The sequence below is a fragment of the Mesobacillus harenae genome, from assembly GCF_013343715.1.
Classification (GTDB): domain Bacteria; phylum Bacillota; class Bacilli; order Bacillales; family Cytobacillaceae; genus Mesobacillus_A; species Mesobacillus_A harenae.
The window spans coordinates 371,231-389,887 of the sequence record NZ_JABUNR010000002.1 but is presented as its reverse complement, the minus strand read 5'-3'; the positions used below and the strand labels follow the sequence as shown (position 1 = coordinate 389,887).

Genomic DNA, 18,657 nt, shown 5'->3' with positions numbered 1-18,657 from the left:
CTCCATTTCCTTCCCGGATATGGAAATAAAAAGCCCATGGAAACTTCGCTAAAAAAATGAAAAGGTAATGGATAGAGATTACAAAAGTTCTAGTTGAAAACACTTGCCATTGAATTTACACAATAATCAGGACTTGACTGGATTGTATCCGGAGTGATCCCATTAATTTTACACTCAAAGGAAAATCTGCGTTTTTACGAGTTGAAAGGTAGTTTGGGACTCTTTCTTGCAGTGCATTTTTTTAATTTTGGCTAGCGCTAGGAAGTTATGCATCAAAGAAAGAGATTTATCTATCGTTAACGGCGGGTTATGCATCGTTCATCTTGATTTATGCATCAAAAAACGGTTTTATTGCCAAACCTGTGTCCAAGTTGTGAAAACCAAACTACGGGAAGAATCTTGAGCCATATGGAGTTGCTCTAAAGGGCTAAGTGTTTTTATTTGACAGAAAATTATGATAAATTAATAGAGTAGCGATTTTACGAGGAGGAATGTTTATTGGCTAGAATCCCGTATATGGAGTATGAGCAGGCGCCTGAGCAAACGAAAGTGATGTACGACCAGTTGCAAAGCATGAATGGCCTAGTAAATGTGTATAAGATTATTGGTAATCATCCGAAAGCCTTGCAGGGGTTAATGGGAATGAGCATGGCGACATACCGGTCTGGTGACCTTGACCCTCAGCTGGCGGAGCTCGTCTATTTGTATACATCTACTTTGAACCAGTGCCATTACTGAATTCCGACCCATATTATGCTCGGTCGGAGCGTAGGATTAACGAAGGAAAAAGTAGAGCAGCTGCGTAATTGGAAAGACAGTTCTGTTTATAATGATGAGGAGAAGCTTATTCTTGAATACACCGAAGAACTAGTGACAAATGTCAGGATATCTGATGAATTGTACAAGCGGGTAGCCGATCATTTCTCAACTCAACAAATCATCAATATTTGTTTTACGAGCGGCATTTCTGGGATCATCAATCGAATCCATGGAACCTTTCAAACGGACGTAGATGAATCCACGTCATCAAATGAATTTGTAGAAGCTAGCAGGGGAGTGCTAGAAGAAAAATAGATATAAAGGTGACAGGCACCATCCAGAAAATTGGATGGTGCCTGTCACCTTTTTCAGTCCGAAAAGAGATCCATTGTTGTATTGCTTAAAGGGAAATTACACATAATACCGTTAAAAATCGCACATGAGGTGAAGACATGTCTAGCAAATCTATCAATGATAAGTTACTTATAATTATTTGGCTTGGGATCGGGAGTGCTATTTTATCAAGTGTTTTAGTGCGATTCTAATTAGGCTGTCATTAAAAGGAATAAGACAGGCTTCCAAGATTGTGGGTTAAGGAGGGCGGTAAAACCAAATAAAAAACATAAACGGAGGGGCTTACATGAAGACTTTTGAAAAAATAGAGATGCATTACACAGCTTTGCGTGATTTATGGCTTGAGCACTGGCTTAATAATGTTATTTTCACTCCTCAATGGTGGATTCTAGTTTTAACCTTTGTGATTCCTTACATCATATGGTGGAAGCTTGTGGATAAGAGCCGTCTTCGAGATATTGTTCTGATAGGATTGCAGGCAGCTTTGATCAGTTACCTGTTAGATCAAATTGGTACGGCTCTGGCTTTATGGATTTATCCATACTCGTTAACCCCGTTAGAAAGGGAAGTGTTTGATCCGGCCGACTTCTCTGCAATTCCAGTTTCATATATGCTGATTTTCCAATACTTTTCGAAATGGAAAAAGTATTTTTTAGCTCTAGTTGTATTTGCGCTGATTGCATCTTATGGGGCTGGCAGTTTTTATCAGTGGCTGGGAATTTATAAGCTAGAAAATTGGAAACATATTTATTCTGCCATCCTTTACATAATGCTAGGTTTATTCATGAAATGGCTCTTAAGTAAAATAAAATCTCGTGAAGCTGCGGAATAGCGATTAAAAAAATGCCCACTTAGTTAGAGTTCCATTCAGGGCAGGTGTATTGTAAGTAGGCTTTAAGGTTACAATAGTCTTATCTGTCGATTAGTGAGGTGACAAGCCATGCATGAAAAACAAAAAGAAATGTTAAGTCAAATTAGATCGCTGCTTGAGGAAACCAGCCAGCTGCAGCTAGAATACTGGAAGAACTTTTCTACTATGGGTGACTGGCAGTTTTGGGCGATCATTCTAATGTTAATTGTTCCGCTCACTTTATTACTTATCTTCATTGATAAAAGAAAAATCTTGCTGCTTGGCTTTTTTGGACTTAATTATCATATCTGGTTTCAGTATGCTAATGCTACAGGGATAAGCTTTGGCTTGTGGGAATATCCATATCAATTTGTTCCGTTTCTGCCTAGCTTTGCCCTTGATGCCTCATTAGTGCCAATAAGCTATATACTTCTATACCAATGGACGTTAAATAATAAAAAGAATATTTATATTTACGCAGTGTTAATTTCAGCTTTTTTTGCATTTGTATTTAAACCGATTATGGTCAGCTTGCACTTATTTCATATGTTTAAAGGCATAAATTACTTTCATTTATTTTTGTTTTATATCTTGTTTTTCATTGTATCCAAATTAATAACAAGTTTGTTTTTATGGCTGCAGGAAAAGGGCCAGGAGAAATCTCGAGATTAAAAGAACAATCCTATAGTCAAGTTTTAAAAGTATTCTCCCTAAAGCGGTTTTTCATCTTCTTATAAAAGATTTGTCGAACGGTTTTCCTATTTTCAGGTCAACATGTCTTTTATAATGATAGAGTATTCAGAAAATGAATCGAGGGGGAATAAAAATGGCAAAAATGATTGTTATTTACGACCAGCCTAAAAACAAGGAAGGTTTCGATAAGTATTATAACGAGGTTCATATCCCAATGGTGGAAAAGGTTCCTAACGTAAAAGGAGCAAAGGTTCAACACGTCCTGCAGGCGATGAACACAGATGATAAGCTATATTTGATCGCGGAAATTGAGTTTGAAAGTACAGAAATTTTAAATCAATCCTTTGCTACACCTGAATTTCAAGCGGTCCAGGCTGATGTAGTCAATCTTCTTGAATATCTAAATAAGCCACCCGTTGTCGCTATAGTAGAGTAACTCCATGGAAGCCTCATTTGGGGCTTTTTTTTTGTGATTTTTACCAGTAACCTACCAGGTGACAGGCACCATCCAGGTAATTTCCAGTATGGATTGTTCCACCAGATTTCATCTTAAACAAAAACAGCTAGGGGTGCGCCCCAGCTGTTTTTGTAATTTATCGCTTTCGATATATGGCTTTTGAACGTCGTTTGGCCAGAAACTTTCTGGCTATTGGGTAAATGATAGGGGCCCATCTTACAACCATTCTAAATAGTTTTCTCATGAGTGACTCCTCCTGTTTGACTTATCTTATAGTTCCCGAAATTTATTTTCATAAAACATATGAGATTTTGCATATGCAATAGTAGAAAAATAAGTCTCAGGACGTATAGAAAGCGGCAAAATCTCTGTTACAATACGGATAGAAATAGATAGAAGGCACTTATGATAAACGCCTATTAAATAGGGGTTCAGCAGTGAAAACGCTGGAAACTTTTATGGAGGACTTTCGTGCAAACTTGGATTACAGATATTATGGAAAAGTTCGGATATTTAGGCATACTTTTGATGATTGCTTTAGAAAATGTTTTTCCGCCAATCCCTTCCGAAATTGTCCTTACCTTTGGTGGGTTTATGACAACCTACACTGATTTAACGATCATCGGAGTAATCTTTGCTGCTACAATTGGGTCAGTTCTTGGAGCAGTAATCCTGTATGGAGTCGGCCGGCTTCTTGATGTTAAGCGGTTAGAGATAATAGTGGATCGCTGGGGACATATTTTACGTGTGACAAAAGAAGATATATACAAAGCAGATGCTTGGTTCGATAAGTATGGCTACTGGACTGTACTTTTTTGCAGAGTGATTCCGCTGCTGAGAAGTTTAATCTCCATTCCAGCAGGCATGTCCAATATGAACTTTGGGTTGTTTCTCCTGTTTACAACGATAGGAACACTTATCTGGAATATTGTCCTTGTAAATATCGGGGCAGCCGTTGGCGAATCCTGGGAAGAAATCGTAGGCATCATCGATACTTATGCAAACTTCGTCTATGCACTAATTGCTGCAGGGGGATTAGTCTTCATTGTTTGGTTTTTCAGACGAAAGCAAAGGTGACAAGTACAAGTTGCAGGTGCCATTCACTTTTTCTATGCAACTAAATGGAAGTTTTGTTCCAGGTGACAGGCACCATCCAAAATTTGCAAATTAAAAAGAAAAGGTTATCGAGCCTTTTCTTTTTTTGCTTCTATTCGGGGAAATTCGCATCAATTTTTTTAAGGTCTGTGCCATCATCACGATTTTGATTTTGTTCTTTCGATTGTTCTCTGATTCTTTCTGTTTTGGTGCCAAGTGTTTGCTGATAGGATACGGGTCTTTTATCTTCTGGCATCACGTTCACCTCCAAGTTTATCTTCCCCGTTTTTTTACCAAATAGCCGCCGAGTGTCTTTTATTACCGAGATTTACGCTATAAAATAAGCAGCCCCGTCCCTATTGTTATAAGGATTGCGCCTGCGATGGTGTTCTTTGTTGCTTTTTCTTTTAAAATAATAAAACTCAAAATCATTGTGAGAACAACACTGAATTTATCAATGGGGGTCACGATACTTACCTTGCCGATTGCAATGGCTGCAAAATAACAAAGCCAGGAAAACCCTGTTGCAGCACCCGACAGGATCAGAAAAAGATACGATCTTTTGGAGATATGTCTCAGTTCTTTTAAGGTTCCCTGAAAGAAAACAACTCCCCAAGCAAATAGAATGATCACGACAGTCCGTATAAATGTAGCTACATTCGAATCGACATCTTCAATCCCAATTTTAGCGAGAATATTTGTCATTGATGCAAAAAGAGCGGCAAGGATTGCAAGGAAAATGTACGATTGGGCGCCTCGGACCATCTTCTTGTTCGTTTTTCCAATCAGGACAAAGGTGCCAACAGAAATAACTAAACCTCCGGCAACCACTAGTGGAGTGGCTGGCTCCTGAAGAATGATGAAGGACAATAGGATGGTGAGAACAACGCTTGCCTTATCGATCGGGACTACTTTCGAGACGTCGCCTATTTGAATGGCTTTAAAAAAGCAGAGCCAGGATAATCCGGTTGTTAAGCCTGAAAGCACGAGGAAAAGAAGCGAGTACGAGGACACAATAAAAAGCTCGTCTGTTCGGCCAGTAATCACAACCATTAAATAAGCCATCATTAATACGACCACCGTTCGGACGGCAGTTGCTAAATTGGAATTCACATTCTCAATTCCGATTTTGGCGAGAATGGCTGTAAAGGAAGCAAACAATGCCGCCAGTAAAGCTAAAATGATACTCATTTCATCATTCCTTTTTACGTGTTTGTTCCCGTTGGACAAGTCTTGTTGTTCTTTAGATAGTATGAAGTCAAAAGCGGCCCAAGAACTTGCAAAATCGTGTACATTATTGGATTTTACAATAGCTTGCGGATTATCGGTGTGTTTTATTATTTAATGGGTGACAGGCACCATCCAATTTTGTAATTGGGGCATTTTCTATATCTCTTTCCATCACTAAAAACGTTTAAATAATAGATCCTTAATAACTCTTAAGGAATACCATCTTAATAAGGTGGAAGCTCATTAATAAAAAGGAAGTAAACCGCTTTTGTCGAATATTCTTAAGAGGTGACAGGCACCATCCAATTTTCTGGATGGTGCCTGTCACCCAAAAGGGTCACTTAATCGGTATTTTTAAAGGGGTATAGGGATGACTATTTTTCGGAAGGTTGGAAAGGGTATTGGCCAGGCTGCTGGGGGAGTAATTGGAGGGGGCGTCAAGCTTGTCGGTAAAAAAGCAGGATCTCCTTGGGTAGAGGAAGTAGGAGATGGGATTAAAGTGGCTTCAACTGTTGCTTTGGAGAATGCTGGGCAATTTATAGATGGGGCTGTTAAGGGGACATATGGGGCGTTTTCAAAAAATGAACAGATGAAACAGGATGGATTCGGTGATTTAAAGGATTCCACTGGAAGAACAATTAAGGGGATTGGCCAAACGATCACCTACACGGTGGACTCTGGCAGAACAACCTACCAGGGGTTGAAAGAGGGAGATAAAGAAAAGTCAATGCAGGGGGTAAAAAACTTAGGTAAGGTGGCGGCGATATCAACCCTCGCAATCGGGGTCGTCGATTTTATAGATGGGGCTGATTCTGCTGAAGCTAAGGAACTGGATGCACGTAACAGTCATTTGGCGGGTGATATACACCCTGAGACGGGAGTGCCCTTCATGGAAAAATCGGTTGAACTGCCTAGCGGGGAAGTCGTCACCGGGTCCTTTCCTATATTTGATCCTGCCTATCAGGTCCAGCTGCCGGAAGAAATGTACCTGCAAAGTGATCATACGCATTTTTCTTATGCAAATGTTGAGTTATATGAAGCGATTCATAATAATCCGTCTGCAGCAGCTGAGTTAGGATTAACTAACCAGGATGTTCAAGGCTTATCTGAAGGAACAACACCTTCAGGCTATACTTGGCACCACCATGAAGAAGTTGGCGTCCTGCAGCTAGTGGAGCAAGAAACCCACCATAACACAGGCCACACAGGAGGCAGAGAACTGTGGGGCGGAGGAGCAGAATACCGGTAAATCTTTACGATATCAATAGAATATTCTAACCACTAATTAAGGGGACAGGACCTTTCGTCTTTTTAATAAAACATGGTTCTCCAATAAGATTTAAAGGTGCGATTTTTTGGTATATCTTTTATAATGAAAGTAGCGGTAGATAATCACCCAAAACGTTTTATGCAGTTCGGAGGGAATATTAGATGGATGCAAAAGTCCCATTAACAGGAACAGCTTTTTTGTCAAAGCTTATTACCCAGTATGCTTATATTCATCAACGAACAGTAGGCAAGACATCCGAGGAATATATTCGTCAAATCGGTCTTCGGACAGGTGAATGGCTTGAGGATTTTTATGGAGAAAAAGGTAGCGAATGGTCAATTGATCGATATGCTGAAGTAATTATAGATATAAAAAATTCAATTGGCGGGCACTTTTATATAGCGTCTGTGTCGCCTGACCATGTGATTGTGAAAGCAAAAGAATGCCCTTTTGGTGATGCGGTTAAAGATGCACCACATTTATGCCAAATGACCTCGAGTGTCTTCGGCGGTATTGCTTCCCGCAAATTCGGATATGGGAAAGTGGCTCTTAGAAAAAGAATAGCTTTAGGGGATTTAGGCTGTGAGGTGGCAATCTACTTTGGCCCTAATGAAAGCGAAGAAGGGGATGTATTTGAAAATTTACGCCGAACTCCAGATAAAGGGGATCCCTTTAAATGGGAGGAAGATACACTTCTTCTCTTAAATGAGCAGTTAAGGCAAAGCGATGAAATGGTGACAAAGCTTCTAAATGAACTAGAAGAGTTGCGGAGCCAGGTTAAGACAGAAAAGCTCTAAGTTCATCTGACTTCTAATAGGAAAAAAGCTGAAACTCTATGTTAAATAAGCTATTATATATTTAATATTAGCCGTTTTTTCTAGTGGCTTGAGGAGAAGGGGACTTTGGACAAAAAAATACAAGAGTTAATAAACAATTTAAGCAGCTCTTATAGCAGGCATATTTTTTATCATTATGACGTGCAGGAAAGCTACATAAAAAATGCAGTTTCTTACATTCTTTTAGGTATCCGACAAGGAAATCATATTGTACTGGTTGAAAATGAAAGAAACTATCGGATGATAATCAAAGACTTAGAAAACTTGCTAACTAAGGAACAATTGACCCTGTTGCATCATATAAATAATTTCGACTTTTACTATTCAACAAGGAACTTCCATCCTCATGCTGTGATAAACAATATCTCGGAAACAATTGAACCTTATTTCGGGATTAGTGAAAAAGTACGGACGTGGGGGCATATTGAATGGGGAGACTTAGAAGAAGTGTCCTGTTCCATAGAAGAATATGAACAAGAAGCAGATAAAAAGATAACTGAAACAGGCTTAATTTCAGTCTGTGCCTATAATGCTAAAAGAATAACTCCGTTTTTAAAAGGGTTATTAATGAAGTGTCATGGAATCATGATGACAGATGATGAAATCATAGATTTATCTGCAAAATGAGAGCGCTAGATACCTATGAAATTTTTCCTGAAGCGCGCTTGGTCCCAACACTAGGGCCAGGCGCTTTTTCAATCCTAACGGGTGACAGGCACCATCCAGTTATTTGGAAGTCCCGCAACAGCTATCTTCGTACTGCCTTGGATGCTTACGTGATTCTTCACCTTTTTTATTCCGGTTTAGGGCTTATTTATTTTTAACATGGGTACTTTAATAATAATGTAAGAATTGGAAATAGATTGTGGGGTTGAACAGTTTGTCATATGTACTATTACTTGTCGGATTTGCCTTATTGATTTTTGGGGCTAATTATTTTGTGGAAGGTGCTTCGAAAATTGCAGGATACCTAAAGGTTTCTCCGCTGTTAATCGGGTTAACAATCGTCGCATTTGGGACCAGCTCTCCTGAGGCTACAGTCAGTATTTTAGCAGCGTTAAATGGAAATGCGGATGTCGCACTTGGAAATATTGTCGGGAGCAATATTTTTAATATTACCTTTGTGGTCGGGGTGACCGCGATGATTGCCCCGTTGGCAGTCGAAAGCGAAACGATTCGAAAAGAGATTCCATTTACCTTGCTGGCCAGTGCATCGATGTTTATCTTTATTGCAGATGTCATTCTAACTGAAGCAAGTACAAATGTGATGACACGAAGCGAGGGTTTAGTTTTACTGCTGATATTCTCTGTGTTCATGTACTATATATTTGAAATTGCTAGGAAAAACCGCCATGCAGAAAGAGAAGAAGTTGCCCCTGATCCTGCTGAAAAGCCAACATGGGGAAAACAAATCATTCTTACTTTAGTGGGGCTTGCCGCTATCATTTTCGGTGGAGATTTAGTCGTCCGGAATAGTACTGAAATCGCGATGTCTTTAGGAATGAGTGAGACATTAGTTGGATTAACAATTGTTGCCGTCGGAACTTCGTTGCCTGAACTAGTAACTTCTATTATCGCGGCTTTGAAGAAGGAAAGTGATATTGCGATCGGAAATATTGTCGGGAGCAATATTTTTAACATCTTATTTGTTTTAGGGATATCCGCGACCATCATCCCTTTAGAGGTTGATCCGAAAATCTTCCTTGATGTCATCATCATGATTGTGCTGACCCTGATATTGATGGTATTTTCACGGACAAACTATAAAGTCGGTAAAATCGAAGGGGCAATTCTCGCAGCAGCTTATATCATTTACATGATCTATATCATCATTCGAAACTAAAACGGTGACAGGCACCATCCAGTTTACTGGATGGTGCCTGTCACCTGCCAAGAAATGGATGTGCTGTTTTTGTATAGTGTTGAGACGTATATGGATGGGAAGTATAAGATTTATGAATTGTCGGATTGGGAGACGAAGTCGTGGCTAAAAGTGGCGCCGGAACGAGGAGGAATGGTTATTGGTTATGGTTTTGATGGGCAGGAGCTTTTGTTCTTAAACAATGATACTTTCCATGATGAGACAGCTAATGTGAGGGGCGGGATTCCGATTCTTTTCCCAATATCAGGCCAATTAGAAAACGGCGAGTACGATTGGAACAGTAAAACCTATAAAATGAAGAATCATGGTTTTGCCAGAAATCACGCTTGGGAGGTTGTTGGGACAAGTAAGAAAAATGGCGTATCGTTAACCATATGCCTGAAAAGTGACGAAAGCACGAAGAATTCATATCCGTTTGAGTTTGAAGTAGTTTTTACATATACCCTGAAAGACGGCGTAGTGACGATCGACCAAAATTATACTAATAAGTCTGATTCAGAGATGCCGATGTACCCTGGCTTTCATCCGTATTTTAAAACGGCTGAAAAGAATATTTCATACACTACCGATGCGCGGAAGTACTTTGACTACAATGATTTAAAGGAAAAGAATATTCATGAAGGTCTCGATCTCAAGGGCAAGAAGGAAGCTTTAGTTTTACTGGATAGTGTGGAAAAGCAAATCAACTTTGAATTGCCGGAACTCCAAAGCACAGTAAAGTTAAGCTATGGGGAAGAATTTAAATACGTATATCTATGGACTGAGCAAGGTCAGGAATTTATCTGCGTAGAGCCGTGGATGGCGAGAACAAATGAACTAAACAGAAAAGAAGAGCTGTATTACATCAAGCCAGAAGAGTCATTAAGAACCTTTTTAACTATTTCAGTTACTGGGCAACAGGTGTGACTTCTTCAAAAAAGGCAATTTAACTGCTAGAATACAAAAGGCCTTATTCTCAGTTGAGGATAAGGCCTTTTCATTGTCAGGAATCTACAAAAGTAAAATTGTTATGGCCTTTATGGAAAATCCCGAAAAGGATGAAGCAGGCAAACCCCAGCACAATCCCAAAACCAACAGCTAGAACGGCAGTTCACAAAGTTTGAAAATCCGATCTACTAGTGCGGAAAAAGGTGACAGGCACGACACCCATTATCTGGATGGTGCCTGTCACCTTAAATGCATCTTAAATCAGCTAAACGTATAGACGTATGCTGCCGATATATAGTTAAAGAACTTGGAAAGCTATATTTTAATAAGAGGGGTATTGTAAATGAGGAATGCGGGGTTATTCGCTATTGTTTTTATGTTGGTGTTTTTGCCAGTGGGCCAGGGGATAGGTGCTGAAGCTTCAACTGGGAAGGCGAACAGCGCAGTTTCCGTTGCAGAAGAGGAAACTACAGACAGGATCATCGTCAAATTAAAAGCGAGCACCGATAGCCTAAAAGGGGATGCAGTCGGAAGAGCCAAGGATGCTAAAAAATTATTAGCGGTCAAAGTCCCAAAAAATAAAAAAACGAAAGTCTATATTAAGGAGCTCGAGCAAAGAAGTGACATAGAGTATGCGGAGCCCGATTATCTCGTTAAACCCCAATATACTCCCACTGATTTTAGTTTTACTAGGCAATGGCACCATACAGCCATTAAAACAGAACTAGCATGGGATCGGTCGAAGGGATCAAATGAAATCATCGTTGCGGTCATTGATGATGGAATTGATCTGGAACATCCTGATTTAAAAGAAAGAATTATCCAACCATATGATGCCGTCCAGCAAACCTTTGACTCCATAACTGTTGGGGAGCATGGAACCCATGTAGCTGGAATCATAGCTAGTTCTATCGATAATGGTATTGGTGGTGTGGGGGTTGCACCACACGTTAACATCATGCCGATCAATGTTTTTTCAGGGGAGGGTGCTTATACCTCCACAATCATTAACGCAGTCTACCATGCTGTAGATTCAGGAGCCAGAATCATAAACCTGAGTCTAGGAAACTATCACTATTCGCAATTCTTCAATGATGCAATTCAATATGCAGTTAATAATGGAGTCCTGGTCGTTGCTGCTGCAGGGAATCAGGCAACGAGTGCGACACACTACCCATCTTCCTACGCAAACGTGATCTCTGTCAGCTCAACAGATCGATATGATAACCCTTCAACTTTTACGAATTTTGGCAGTGATATTGATGTAGCTGCACCTGGAACATCGATTTATTCAACTTTTCCTCAAAACAGCTATGGGTATATGAGCGGAACCTCCATGGCTGCGCCGGTCGTTGCCGGGATAGCAGCCCTCATTTGGAGTAATGAACCTGGCTTGACGAATAATCAGGTGGCTGATCGCCTGCAGAATACTTCAGACGATTTAGGACCATCGGGAAAAGATGATTTTTATGGGTATGGGCGTGTTAATGCACAGAAGGCTTTAAATATTTTTTCAAAACCAATCGTTAATGAGGTCACTGACCAGACTACCGAACTGACTGGTTCGATTGTCGAAGACATTGGTGAAGGCATCGTGCTAATTAAAAAGCAAGAAGAGACTATTGCCACCGCAAATGTGAGCAGTTATGCAAAATTCTCTGTGACGATTCCGAAGCAGACGGCAGGATCTATTTTAAAAGTGACGGTTTCAGACCTGAACGGACAAGAAAGCGCTCCAGAAGTTATTACTGTTCTTGACCGGACACCACCTGCTCGTCCAACGGTTTATGAGGTATCAGATTTATCAGCCAATGTGGCGGGGAAAGCTGAGCCTAATTCCTCGATCTCTGTAAAAACAGGAACAGGTCAGTATAGCGGGAAAACAGATGCGAATGGATACTTCCAAGTGAAAATTCCATTGCAGCTAGCCAACTCTAAAATAGAGGTGACTGCCCGTGATGCGGCAGGGAATCTCAGTCCTGCTGCCTATACAATTGTCAAAGATAAAACTGCACCCGTTGTAAAGGGAGTTGCAGATAAAGCTTTTTATAAAGGGAAAGTAACAATAGCTTTTAGTGAGGGAACTGCAGCGTTAAATGGTGGTTTTGCTAAGAGTGGAATGGTCATTGAAAAAGAAGGATTCTATAAATTTGCTGTTACAGATTCGGCAGCAAATCAACGGATTTTGCAGTTCACAATTGATAAGACTCCTCCAAAAATTTCGGCAAAAACCACAGTAAAAGCCATTAAATCTGGCACTTTTACGAACCAAAATGTTGTGGTCTCTTTAAAAGAAAGTCATTTACAGCAAAAAACTGTTAGTAAAAATGGAAAAATGGTGGCATGGCCGTCTAAATCCATTTTTTCTGCAGATGGAGTTTACACTGTGGCAGCGAAGGACAAAGCTGGACTGTCTTCCAAGTTCACTTTTACAATTGATAAAACCAAGCCGAATATACCGGTAATTAACACCGTAACAGATGCTTCTTTAAAAATTGCCGGCAAGGCTGAAGCATACAGTACGGTGAAGCTATATATAAACGGCAAGTATCAAAAGAGTGTATCTGCCACTAAGAGCCATACTTATTCATTTGGGATTAAAAGGCAAAAGGCTGGAACAAAGGTTCAGGTGGTTGTGAATGACCGTGCCGGCAATATCAGCAAGTGGAGATCCGTTTACGTCATAGACAAGACACCACCCCAGATTCCATCAGTAAACAAGGTCACAAGCAAGTCCAAGTATGTTAGCGGGAAAGCAGAAAAGGGAGCCACGGTATACCTGTATAATGGCAAAACCTATGTTGGAAAAGCAATAGCCAACAGTAAAGGCCATTATCAAATAAGAAAACCAGTTCTAAAAAAAGGAACAAGCCTAACCCTGTCCGCCAAAGACAAAGCAGGCAACACCAGCAAAAAGAGATTCATAAAGATTCAATAGGAGAAAAGGTGACAGGCACCATCCAGTTTTCTGGATGGTGCCTGTCACCTTTCATATTTTCCCATTCCGAATAACACGGATCATCATGTCGGTGTTGGGATAATTGGTTTCTTGATAGAGTTTTACTACGCTTTCTACATCATAGCTGACGCGCTGGATGCTTGTTTTCAAGTTGCCATCCTCGATTTCAATTAGGCCGTAGGATGCCTTGGCCAATCCATCAAACGGGAGCCCCACGCTTCCAATATTCATAATTACTTTCCCGTTAAGGTATCGAATATAAGGCTTGTGGATATGTGCATAAACATAGACATGAGCATTGGCTGCCTGCATTAGCTTGGTATCTAAGACATCATCGTCTGTGTTTGGTAGAACCACTTCAAATAAACTGTCCGGTGTTGCATGAAATCCATGAATTGTTGTTCCATCTGCTTCTAAATTAATTTGGGTCGGAAGACTGCTCAAATAGTCGATGTCGGATTGTCCCAATTGAGAAACCGTCCAATCGCGTTCCTTATTCATTAGTTCGATTGCTTGCTCAGGTACCTCGCCAGTTTGTACTCCACGCACGACCCATTCGTCTGCATTCCCCTTTATGACCTCGGTGTTCAGAGAGCGAACCAAGTCAAGGGATCGCTTAGGTTCAGGCCCGCGATAACAGATGTCTCCTAGCACTAACGTCTTGTCAATGCCCTTGTTTTTAATATCATCAAGTACAGCATCCAGTGCCTTTGCATTCCCGTGCATATCAGAAATAAAAGCTATTTTCATGACCCAACCTCCTTATGATAGGTAAATTTTATCATTTCTAGTGTGGGAATGTCTAAAAAGGGGTGCATTCAATCTCTATGTTTGTATCTAAAAAACAGGGTGACAGGCACCATCCAATTTTCTGGATGGTGCCTGTCACCCTTTCAATTATTTCTAGTATTAATATACAGTTATTGTTCTAGCTGCGCTTGTTGATCCTTTTGAATCCTTTGCGGTTACGGCTAGTTTGGTACGGGATTTTTGCTTTGGTATCGATATTTTAAAGTTTCCATAGTAGTTTGCTTTTGCAGTATATGCTCTTGTTCCAATTTTAACAGTAACAAGTGCATATCGTTCTGTCTTTCCTGTAACGGCTGTTGAATAATACCTTACAGCATTTACGACGGGCATATTAGGAGCAACCCGTGCTACCGTTATAGACTTCGCCGCACTTACTTTTCCTGCTGAATCCTTTGCAGTTGCGGAGAGCTTTGTCCCACTGTTTTGTATGGGAATGGCTACTTTATAATTCCCGTAAACATCTGCTTTAGCGCTGTATGTTTTCGTACCAATTTTAATAGTCACAAACGCATACTTTTCCGTCTTGCCTGTCACTAGGGAAGCCTTATTATTAACCGTGTTAACAATAGGAACATTAGGTGCGACCCGCGAAACTTTAATGGAATGCAGGGCACTTGTATTTCCGGCGCTATCCCTAGCTGTGATGCTAATAGAGGTTCCGCTGTTTTGAATAGGAATCGATACTTTATAATTCCCATAAGCATCAGCTTTAGCGCTGTATGTTTTTGTAGCAATTTTAACATTCACAATTGCATATTTTTCCGTTTTGCCAGTCGCAACAGCATCCGTGTTGTTGACTGTATTAACGACAGGGATATTTGGAGCAACCCTTGTGACAACTATTTTCTTCTCTGTACTTTGAAGCTGTGCAGCATCCTTGACTGTAATATAAATCGCTGTTCCATGGTTCTGAATGGGAATGGCAATGGAAAAATTACCTGCTGTGTCAGCTTTTCCATTATATGTTTTCGTTGGCAGCCTAATGCTTACAGCTGCCCCTGGCTCAGTTTTGCCAATGATAGCTGAAGCCTTATTGCTGACAGTGTTTACAACTGGCTGGCTCGGAGGTGTCACGTCCTTGACGAGTATGTCTATAGCAGGACTTTCATGATAGCCATCCATTGAAATGATTTTTAAAGCTGTTCCAGCCTGCTGTACCGCGATGGGGATAGAGAACGTTCCATCCTTGTTTACGGATCCGGTTCCTATCGGTGAACCATTTTTAAGAACTAATATACTCGTGCCAGGCTTTGCAGTACCGTTTACAAAGGTTGATTTATCCGTTACAGCATGAACGATTGGTGCCGGCACCTCATTGTTTACATAAACAAGCCGGGTTAGTGTTGTTTTATTTTGAGAACCATCCACAGCTTCAATACGAAGTGTATAGGTTCCGTTTTTAAGATGTGTTGTTTCCCATTCGCCCGCAATTTCGGTCGCTGAAGCCTCATGAATTTGCACCCATTCTATAGGAGAAGAGCCGTAACCGTAAGAGATAGTATAATGGGTTAGCTGGTAATCAGCAATTGAGCCTGTAAGCACGAGATTTCCGCGCACCCATTGATTTTCATAAGGAGAAGTAACTGAGATTTTCGGTTCAGATTGATCCTCAAATAAGAGATTCATGCTTCGGCTTTCACCAAAGTAACCCGTGTTCTCGTTGGACATTTGCCATTTTATTTCAGTATTCCCGAGCGGCATGTCAGCCGGCAGCTGAAAATCAAAGATCTTGGTGTCACCTGTTTTAATTATATCTGTATCAGAAAGTGGGACAGTGATCGCATATCCTTCTGCCTTTAATCGGTAGCCGGCTTCCTTCGTCCAGGGCTTTGCCCCCGTGTTTTTTGCGGTAATTCGAACATTGGGACTGCTTCCAGCCTCTAATGTGTTTGGAAAAAGCGTCATACTGTTCAGGTAGGCATCCTGAGATCTTCTAGCTATAACGATGACAGGATCAAAATAAACTGAGTAATTACTCTGGCTAGTTTGGTCCTTCGCCATAACAGAGGCTTTATAAGATAAAAGTGGAGATAAATAACTTTCTGGAACCGTGATTTGATTGGTATCAGTTGTACCTGTAAAGACTGGATTGCCTGATTCGGTTACTAGTTTAACAGTATAGTCTACTAAAGAGTTATCCACGGAAGGATCCCATGTCAGCGTAAAATTTGACAGCGATTCATCCATTGCTCGCACGCTTGTCGGAACAGAAGGCGCAGTTGCATCCGGCATTTTTACAGCGGTTATTTCGGAAAGCTCTGTTTCACCAAAACTGTTATAAGCGGAAATGGCGAAGTAATAGGAATCTGGAGCTTTCCCAGAATCTCCATGAAACTGGTATACCACTCCTGGCTGATCAGGTAAGTCTGCCCCAGATCCATTCATTTTTAAAGTAGCGTCCCCATTATTGATTTGCTCCTGAGTTGGCCAGATATTCTTGCCAAGAGAGGACCAATTTGTAGCGGGTCCGTCATATATCTGCTCATAAGCTTTTCCGTTATAAAGGTAAACCCTGTATCCTTTTGCTTCTGGGACTGAGTACCATTGAAGGTTAACAGTGCCTTTGCTGGTATTTTGGAAACCATGAGCAATGGCACTTGGTTTTTGGGGTTTTGGCGAATACCGAACCTGTAAAACTGGAACCGTGCTTAGTGTACTGTGTAATGTTGTGAAACTTCGTAGAGTTCCTGTATGGGGAACCGAATTTTTAATAGCTAGACCAAAATCAGTGCCAGGGTTTTGATACCATTCCTGGACAAGGTTTGAGACATCCCAGGTAAAATAAGGTCCCTTAACAGGGATGAAGTCTGTTTTGTTTATAACAGGGCTCTCTGACAGCTGTGGTTTGTTCGTCCACGTTAATTCATTCGCATTCCATGATTGTTGAATTTTATGAATCGAGAACTGTTCATTTATATAATGCTCACAATAGTAGCAGAAATCTCCAGGCTGACCTAACTCATGAAGACGAAGCTTGGCACCTAAAAATAACCCTCCATTTAACGATGGAAGACCCTGGCCGAATTTTATATACGTTTCAAACTGTCCAGATTCATCACTGCCGATTTTAATCTCATTTGCACCTGAATATTGAGTATCCGGATTAGCTTCTGAAACGTAAGAAAGGGAACCGCTTTCAATGGCTGAAGTCTGTTTTTGCGTCCATTGCAGAGTGTCAGGATTTTGGGTGAAGAGTGGATATGGAAATACTTCTGCAGTTTCTGATAAATTAGAATTAACATATGTACGAGTATGCTCATCCCTCGATACTGTTTGTTCGGATGCATGGATATCTATTGGCAGTTGGAATAATACAATTGGAAATATCATAAACAGTGAAACTAGTTTTTTCATTTTCGCCTTCACTTTTGCTGTCCCCTCATCCTTGCTTATTATCAAATTGTGAAACCATATTAAGGAATATTATACGATTAAGGAACATTACTGTCATAAGATTTTTTTATGATAATATAAAAATTATTCTTGATAATGAACAGAACATGTGTCTAAGCTGATTAATCTTTTTCGTTGATATAGATGTAAAAAAGGAAGAACTCGAATAAATATTAAAGCTTGGTGAAAGGATGTAACTGGCAGTAAAACTTTCTAACACCGATCAGGGTTGCAAGAAATAGATGAAACAATTGAGAGAAAAAGTAAACCGAAAAGAGATGATACATATGGAACCGAATGTGAAATTTGATTTTCATACTCATCATGAGCGTTGCGGGCATGCGGAGGGAACAATTCGAGATTATATTGAATCAGCGATTTCAAAGGGATTAGATATGATTGGAATTGCTGACCATTCTCCTTATTTCTCTAGCGAGGAAGATCACCTTCACCCTCGGATTGCGATGGCGAAAAGTGAGTTTCCGAAATACATAGCTGAGGTACAGCAATTAAAGGAAGAATACAAAGGCAAGATTGATGTCCTTCTTGGAGTTGAGTCTGATTTTTTCCCTGAGCATGTGGAAGTGTATCGAAAGTGCTTTGATCCTTACCCTTTCGATTATATTATTGGGTCGGTTCATCATGTTGAAGGGCTTAGTATATTTAAAAAAGACCGTTGGGAAGGCCTGTCTGATGAGACTAAGGTCAAGACCAAGGACAATTATTATGACCTAATTGAGCGGTCCGCTCGAAGCGGCTTGTTTCAAATCTTGGGGCATATTGATGCAATGAAAGGATTTTATCCAGAGTTTTGGGGCATTCAATCGGAAGCAGTGGAAAAGACTTTAAAAATAATTGCTGAACACGATATTGCGATTGAAGTAAACACATCCGGTAAAACAAAATATAGCGGAGGCTGGTATCCGGCTGACGAAATCCTCGAAATGGCAAACCATTACGGAGTGAAAATCACCTTCGGATCCGACGCCCATGACCCAGGGCGCGTAGCAGACGACTTCGACCTAGTAAGAAAAAAGCTAAAAGAAATAGGCTTCACCCAGTGGGCCTACTTTAAACAAAAGGAAAGGTTTCTCACATCTCTATAGGTGACAGGCCCCATCCAATTTTTTGGATGGGGCCTG

General features: G+C 40.5%; 17 protein-coding genes. 13 read left to right on the top strand and 4 right to left on the bottom strand.

Annotated elements, in window-relative coordinates; all coding sequences use genetic code 11:
- Positions 1 to 498: 498 nt before the first annotated feature.
- The 6 genes from HRJ06_RS04065 to HRJ06_RS04040 all read left to right on the top strand — a co-directional run bounded on the left by HRJ06_RS04065 (position 499) and on the right by HRJ06_RS04040 (position 4,190).
- Complete coding sequence (locus HRJ06_RS04065; protein WP_174729277.1) at positions 499 to 738, top strand: carboxymuconolactone decarboxylase family protein; 240 nt, start codon at positions 499 to 501, stop codon at positions 736 to 738.
- Between the two features lie 15 nt (positions 739 to 753).
- Entirely contained in the window at positions 754 to 1,074 is a 321-nt protein-coding gene (locus HRJ06_RS04060) for a carboxymuconolactone decarboxylase family protein (RefSeq protein ID WP_174729274.1), read from the top strand.
- A gap of 325 nt (positions 1,075 to 1,399) precedes the next feature.
- Positions 1,400 to 1,945, top strand: coding sequence for a CBO0543 family protein (locus tag HRJ06_RS04055; RefSeq protein WP_174729271.1), 546 nt, complete (start codon positions 1,400 to 1,402; stop codon positions 1,943 to 1,945).
- A 108-nt stretch (positions 1,946 to 2,053) separates the two neighbouring features.
- Positions 2,054 to 2,635 carry a CBO0543 family protein gene (locus HRJ06_RS04050; RefSeq protein WP_174729268.1) on the top strand — a complete coding sequence of 194 codons (582 nt, stop codon included), beginning with the start codon at positions 2,054 to 2,056 and terminating at the stop codon, positions 2,633 to 2,635.
- 154 nt (positions 2,636 to 2,789) lie between these two features.
- The gene (locus HRJ06_RS04045; protein WP_174729265.1) at positions 2,790 to 3,092 is read left to right on the top strand and encodes an EthD family reductase; all 303 of its coding nucleotides are present in this window, start codon (positions 2,790 to 2,792) and stop codon (positions 3,090 to 3,092) included.
- Positions 3,093 to 3,584: 492 nt separating this feature from the next.
- Positions 3,585 to 4,190, top strand: a complete 606-nt coding sequence (locus HRJ06_RS04040; protein WP_174729262.1) for a VTT domain-containing protein — start codon at positions 3,585 to 3,587, stop codon at positions 4,188 to 4,190.
- Positions 4,191 to 4,320: 130 nt separating this feature from the next.
- Here HRJ06_RS04040 and HRJ06_RS04035 read toward each other — a convergent pair whose 3' ends face one another.
- Together HRJ06_RS04035 and HRJ06_RS04030 are read right to left on the bottom strand one after the other, a co-directional pair.
- A complete protein-coding gene (locus HRJ06_RS04035) occupies positions 4,321 to 4,464 on the bottom strand; it encodes a hypothetical protein (RefSeq protein ID WP_174729259.1) in 144 nt (47 codons plus the stop codon).
- A gap of 77 nt (positions 4,465 to 4,541) precedes the next feature.
- On the bottom strand, positions 4,542 to 5,399 hold the full coding sequence (locus tag HRJ06_RS04030; protein ID WP_174729256.1) for an EamA family transporter: 858 nt from the start codon (positions 5,397 to 5,399) through the stop codon (positions 4,542 to 4,544).
- A gap of 409 nt (positions 5,400 to 5,808) precedes the next feature.
- On the opposite strand from HRJ06_RS04030, the gene HRJ06_RS04025 reads away from it, so the two are divergent.
- From HRJ06_RS04025 to HRJ06_RS04000, 6 genes are all read left to right on the top strand, one after another.
- A complete protein-coding gene (locus tag HRJ06_RS04025) occupies positions 5,809 to 6,687 on the top strand; it encodes an HNH endonuclease (RefSeq protein ID WP_174729253.1) in 879 nt (292 codons plus the stop codon).
- Positions 6,688 to 6,869: 182 nt separating this feature from the next.
- Positions 6,870 to 7,505 (top strand): methanogen output domain 1-containing protein, encoded by a 636-nt coding sequence (locus HRJ06_RS04020; RefSeq protein WP_174729250.1) that lies wholly within the window; start codon positions 6,870 to 6,872, stop codon positions 7,503 to 7,505.
- A gap of 105 nt (positions 7,506 to 7,610) precedes the next feature.
- Complete coding sequence (locus tag HRJ06_RS04015) at positions 7,611 to 8,171, top strand: MEDS domain-containing protein (RefSeq protein WP_174729247.1); 561 nt, start codon at positions 7,611 to 7,613, stop codon at positions 8,169 to 8,171.
- A 253-nt stretch (positions 8,172 to 8,424) separates the two neighbouring features.
- On the top strand, positions 8,425 to 9,387 hold the full coding sequence (locus HRJ06_RS04010; protein WP_174729244.1) for a calcium/sodium antiporter: 963 nt from the start codon (positions 8,425 to 8,427) through the stop codon (positions 9,385 to 9,387).
- A 69-nt stretch (positions 9,388 to 9,456) separates the two neighbouring features.
- Positions 9,457 to 10,332, top strand: coding sequence for an aldose epimerase family protein (locus HRJ06_RS04005; protein ID WP_242035123.1), 876 nt, complete (start codon positions 9,457 to 9,459; stop codon positions 10,330 to 10,332).
- Between the two features lie 364 nt (positions 10,333 to 10,696).
- Positions 10,697 to 13,291: a S8 family serine peptidase gene (locus HRJ06_RS04000; RefSeq protein WP_174729241.1), complete on the top strand. Its 2,595-nt coding sequence runs from the start codon at positions 10,697 to 10,699 to the stop codon at positions 13,289 to 13,291.
- A gap of 51 nt (positions 13,292 to 13,342) precedes the next feature.
- Here the strand turns inward: HRJ06_RS04000 and HRJ06_RS03995 are convergent, their stop codons facing one another.
- Together HRJ06_RS03995 and HRJ06_RS03990 are read right to left on the bottom strand one after the other, a co-directional pair.
- Positions 13,343 to 14,062 (bottom strand): metallophosphoesterase family protein, encoded by a 720-nt coding sequence (locus HRJ06_RS03995; protein ID WP_174729238.1) that lies wholly within the window; start codon positions 14,060 to 14,062, stop codon positions 13,343 to 13,345.
- Between the two features lie 159 nt (positions 14,063 to 14,221).
- Positions 14,222 to 17,488: an Ig-like domain-containing protein gene (locus HRJ06_RS03990; protein WP_174729236.1), complete on the bottom strand. Its 3,267-nt coding sequence runs from the start codon at positions 17,486 to 17,488 to the stop codon at positions 14,222 to 14,224.
- A 314-nt stretch (positions 17,489 to 17,802) separates the two neighbouring features.
- Here HRJ06_RS03990 and HRJ06_RS03985 point away from each other — a divergent pair, with 314 nt between their 5' ends.
- Entirely contained in the window at positions 17,803 to 18,621 is an 819-nt protein-coding gene (locus HRJ06_RS03985; protein WP_174729337.1) for a histidinol-phosphatase, read from the top strand.
- Positions 18,622 to 18,657: the final 36 nt, after the last annotated feature.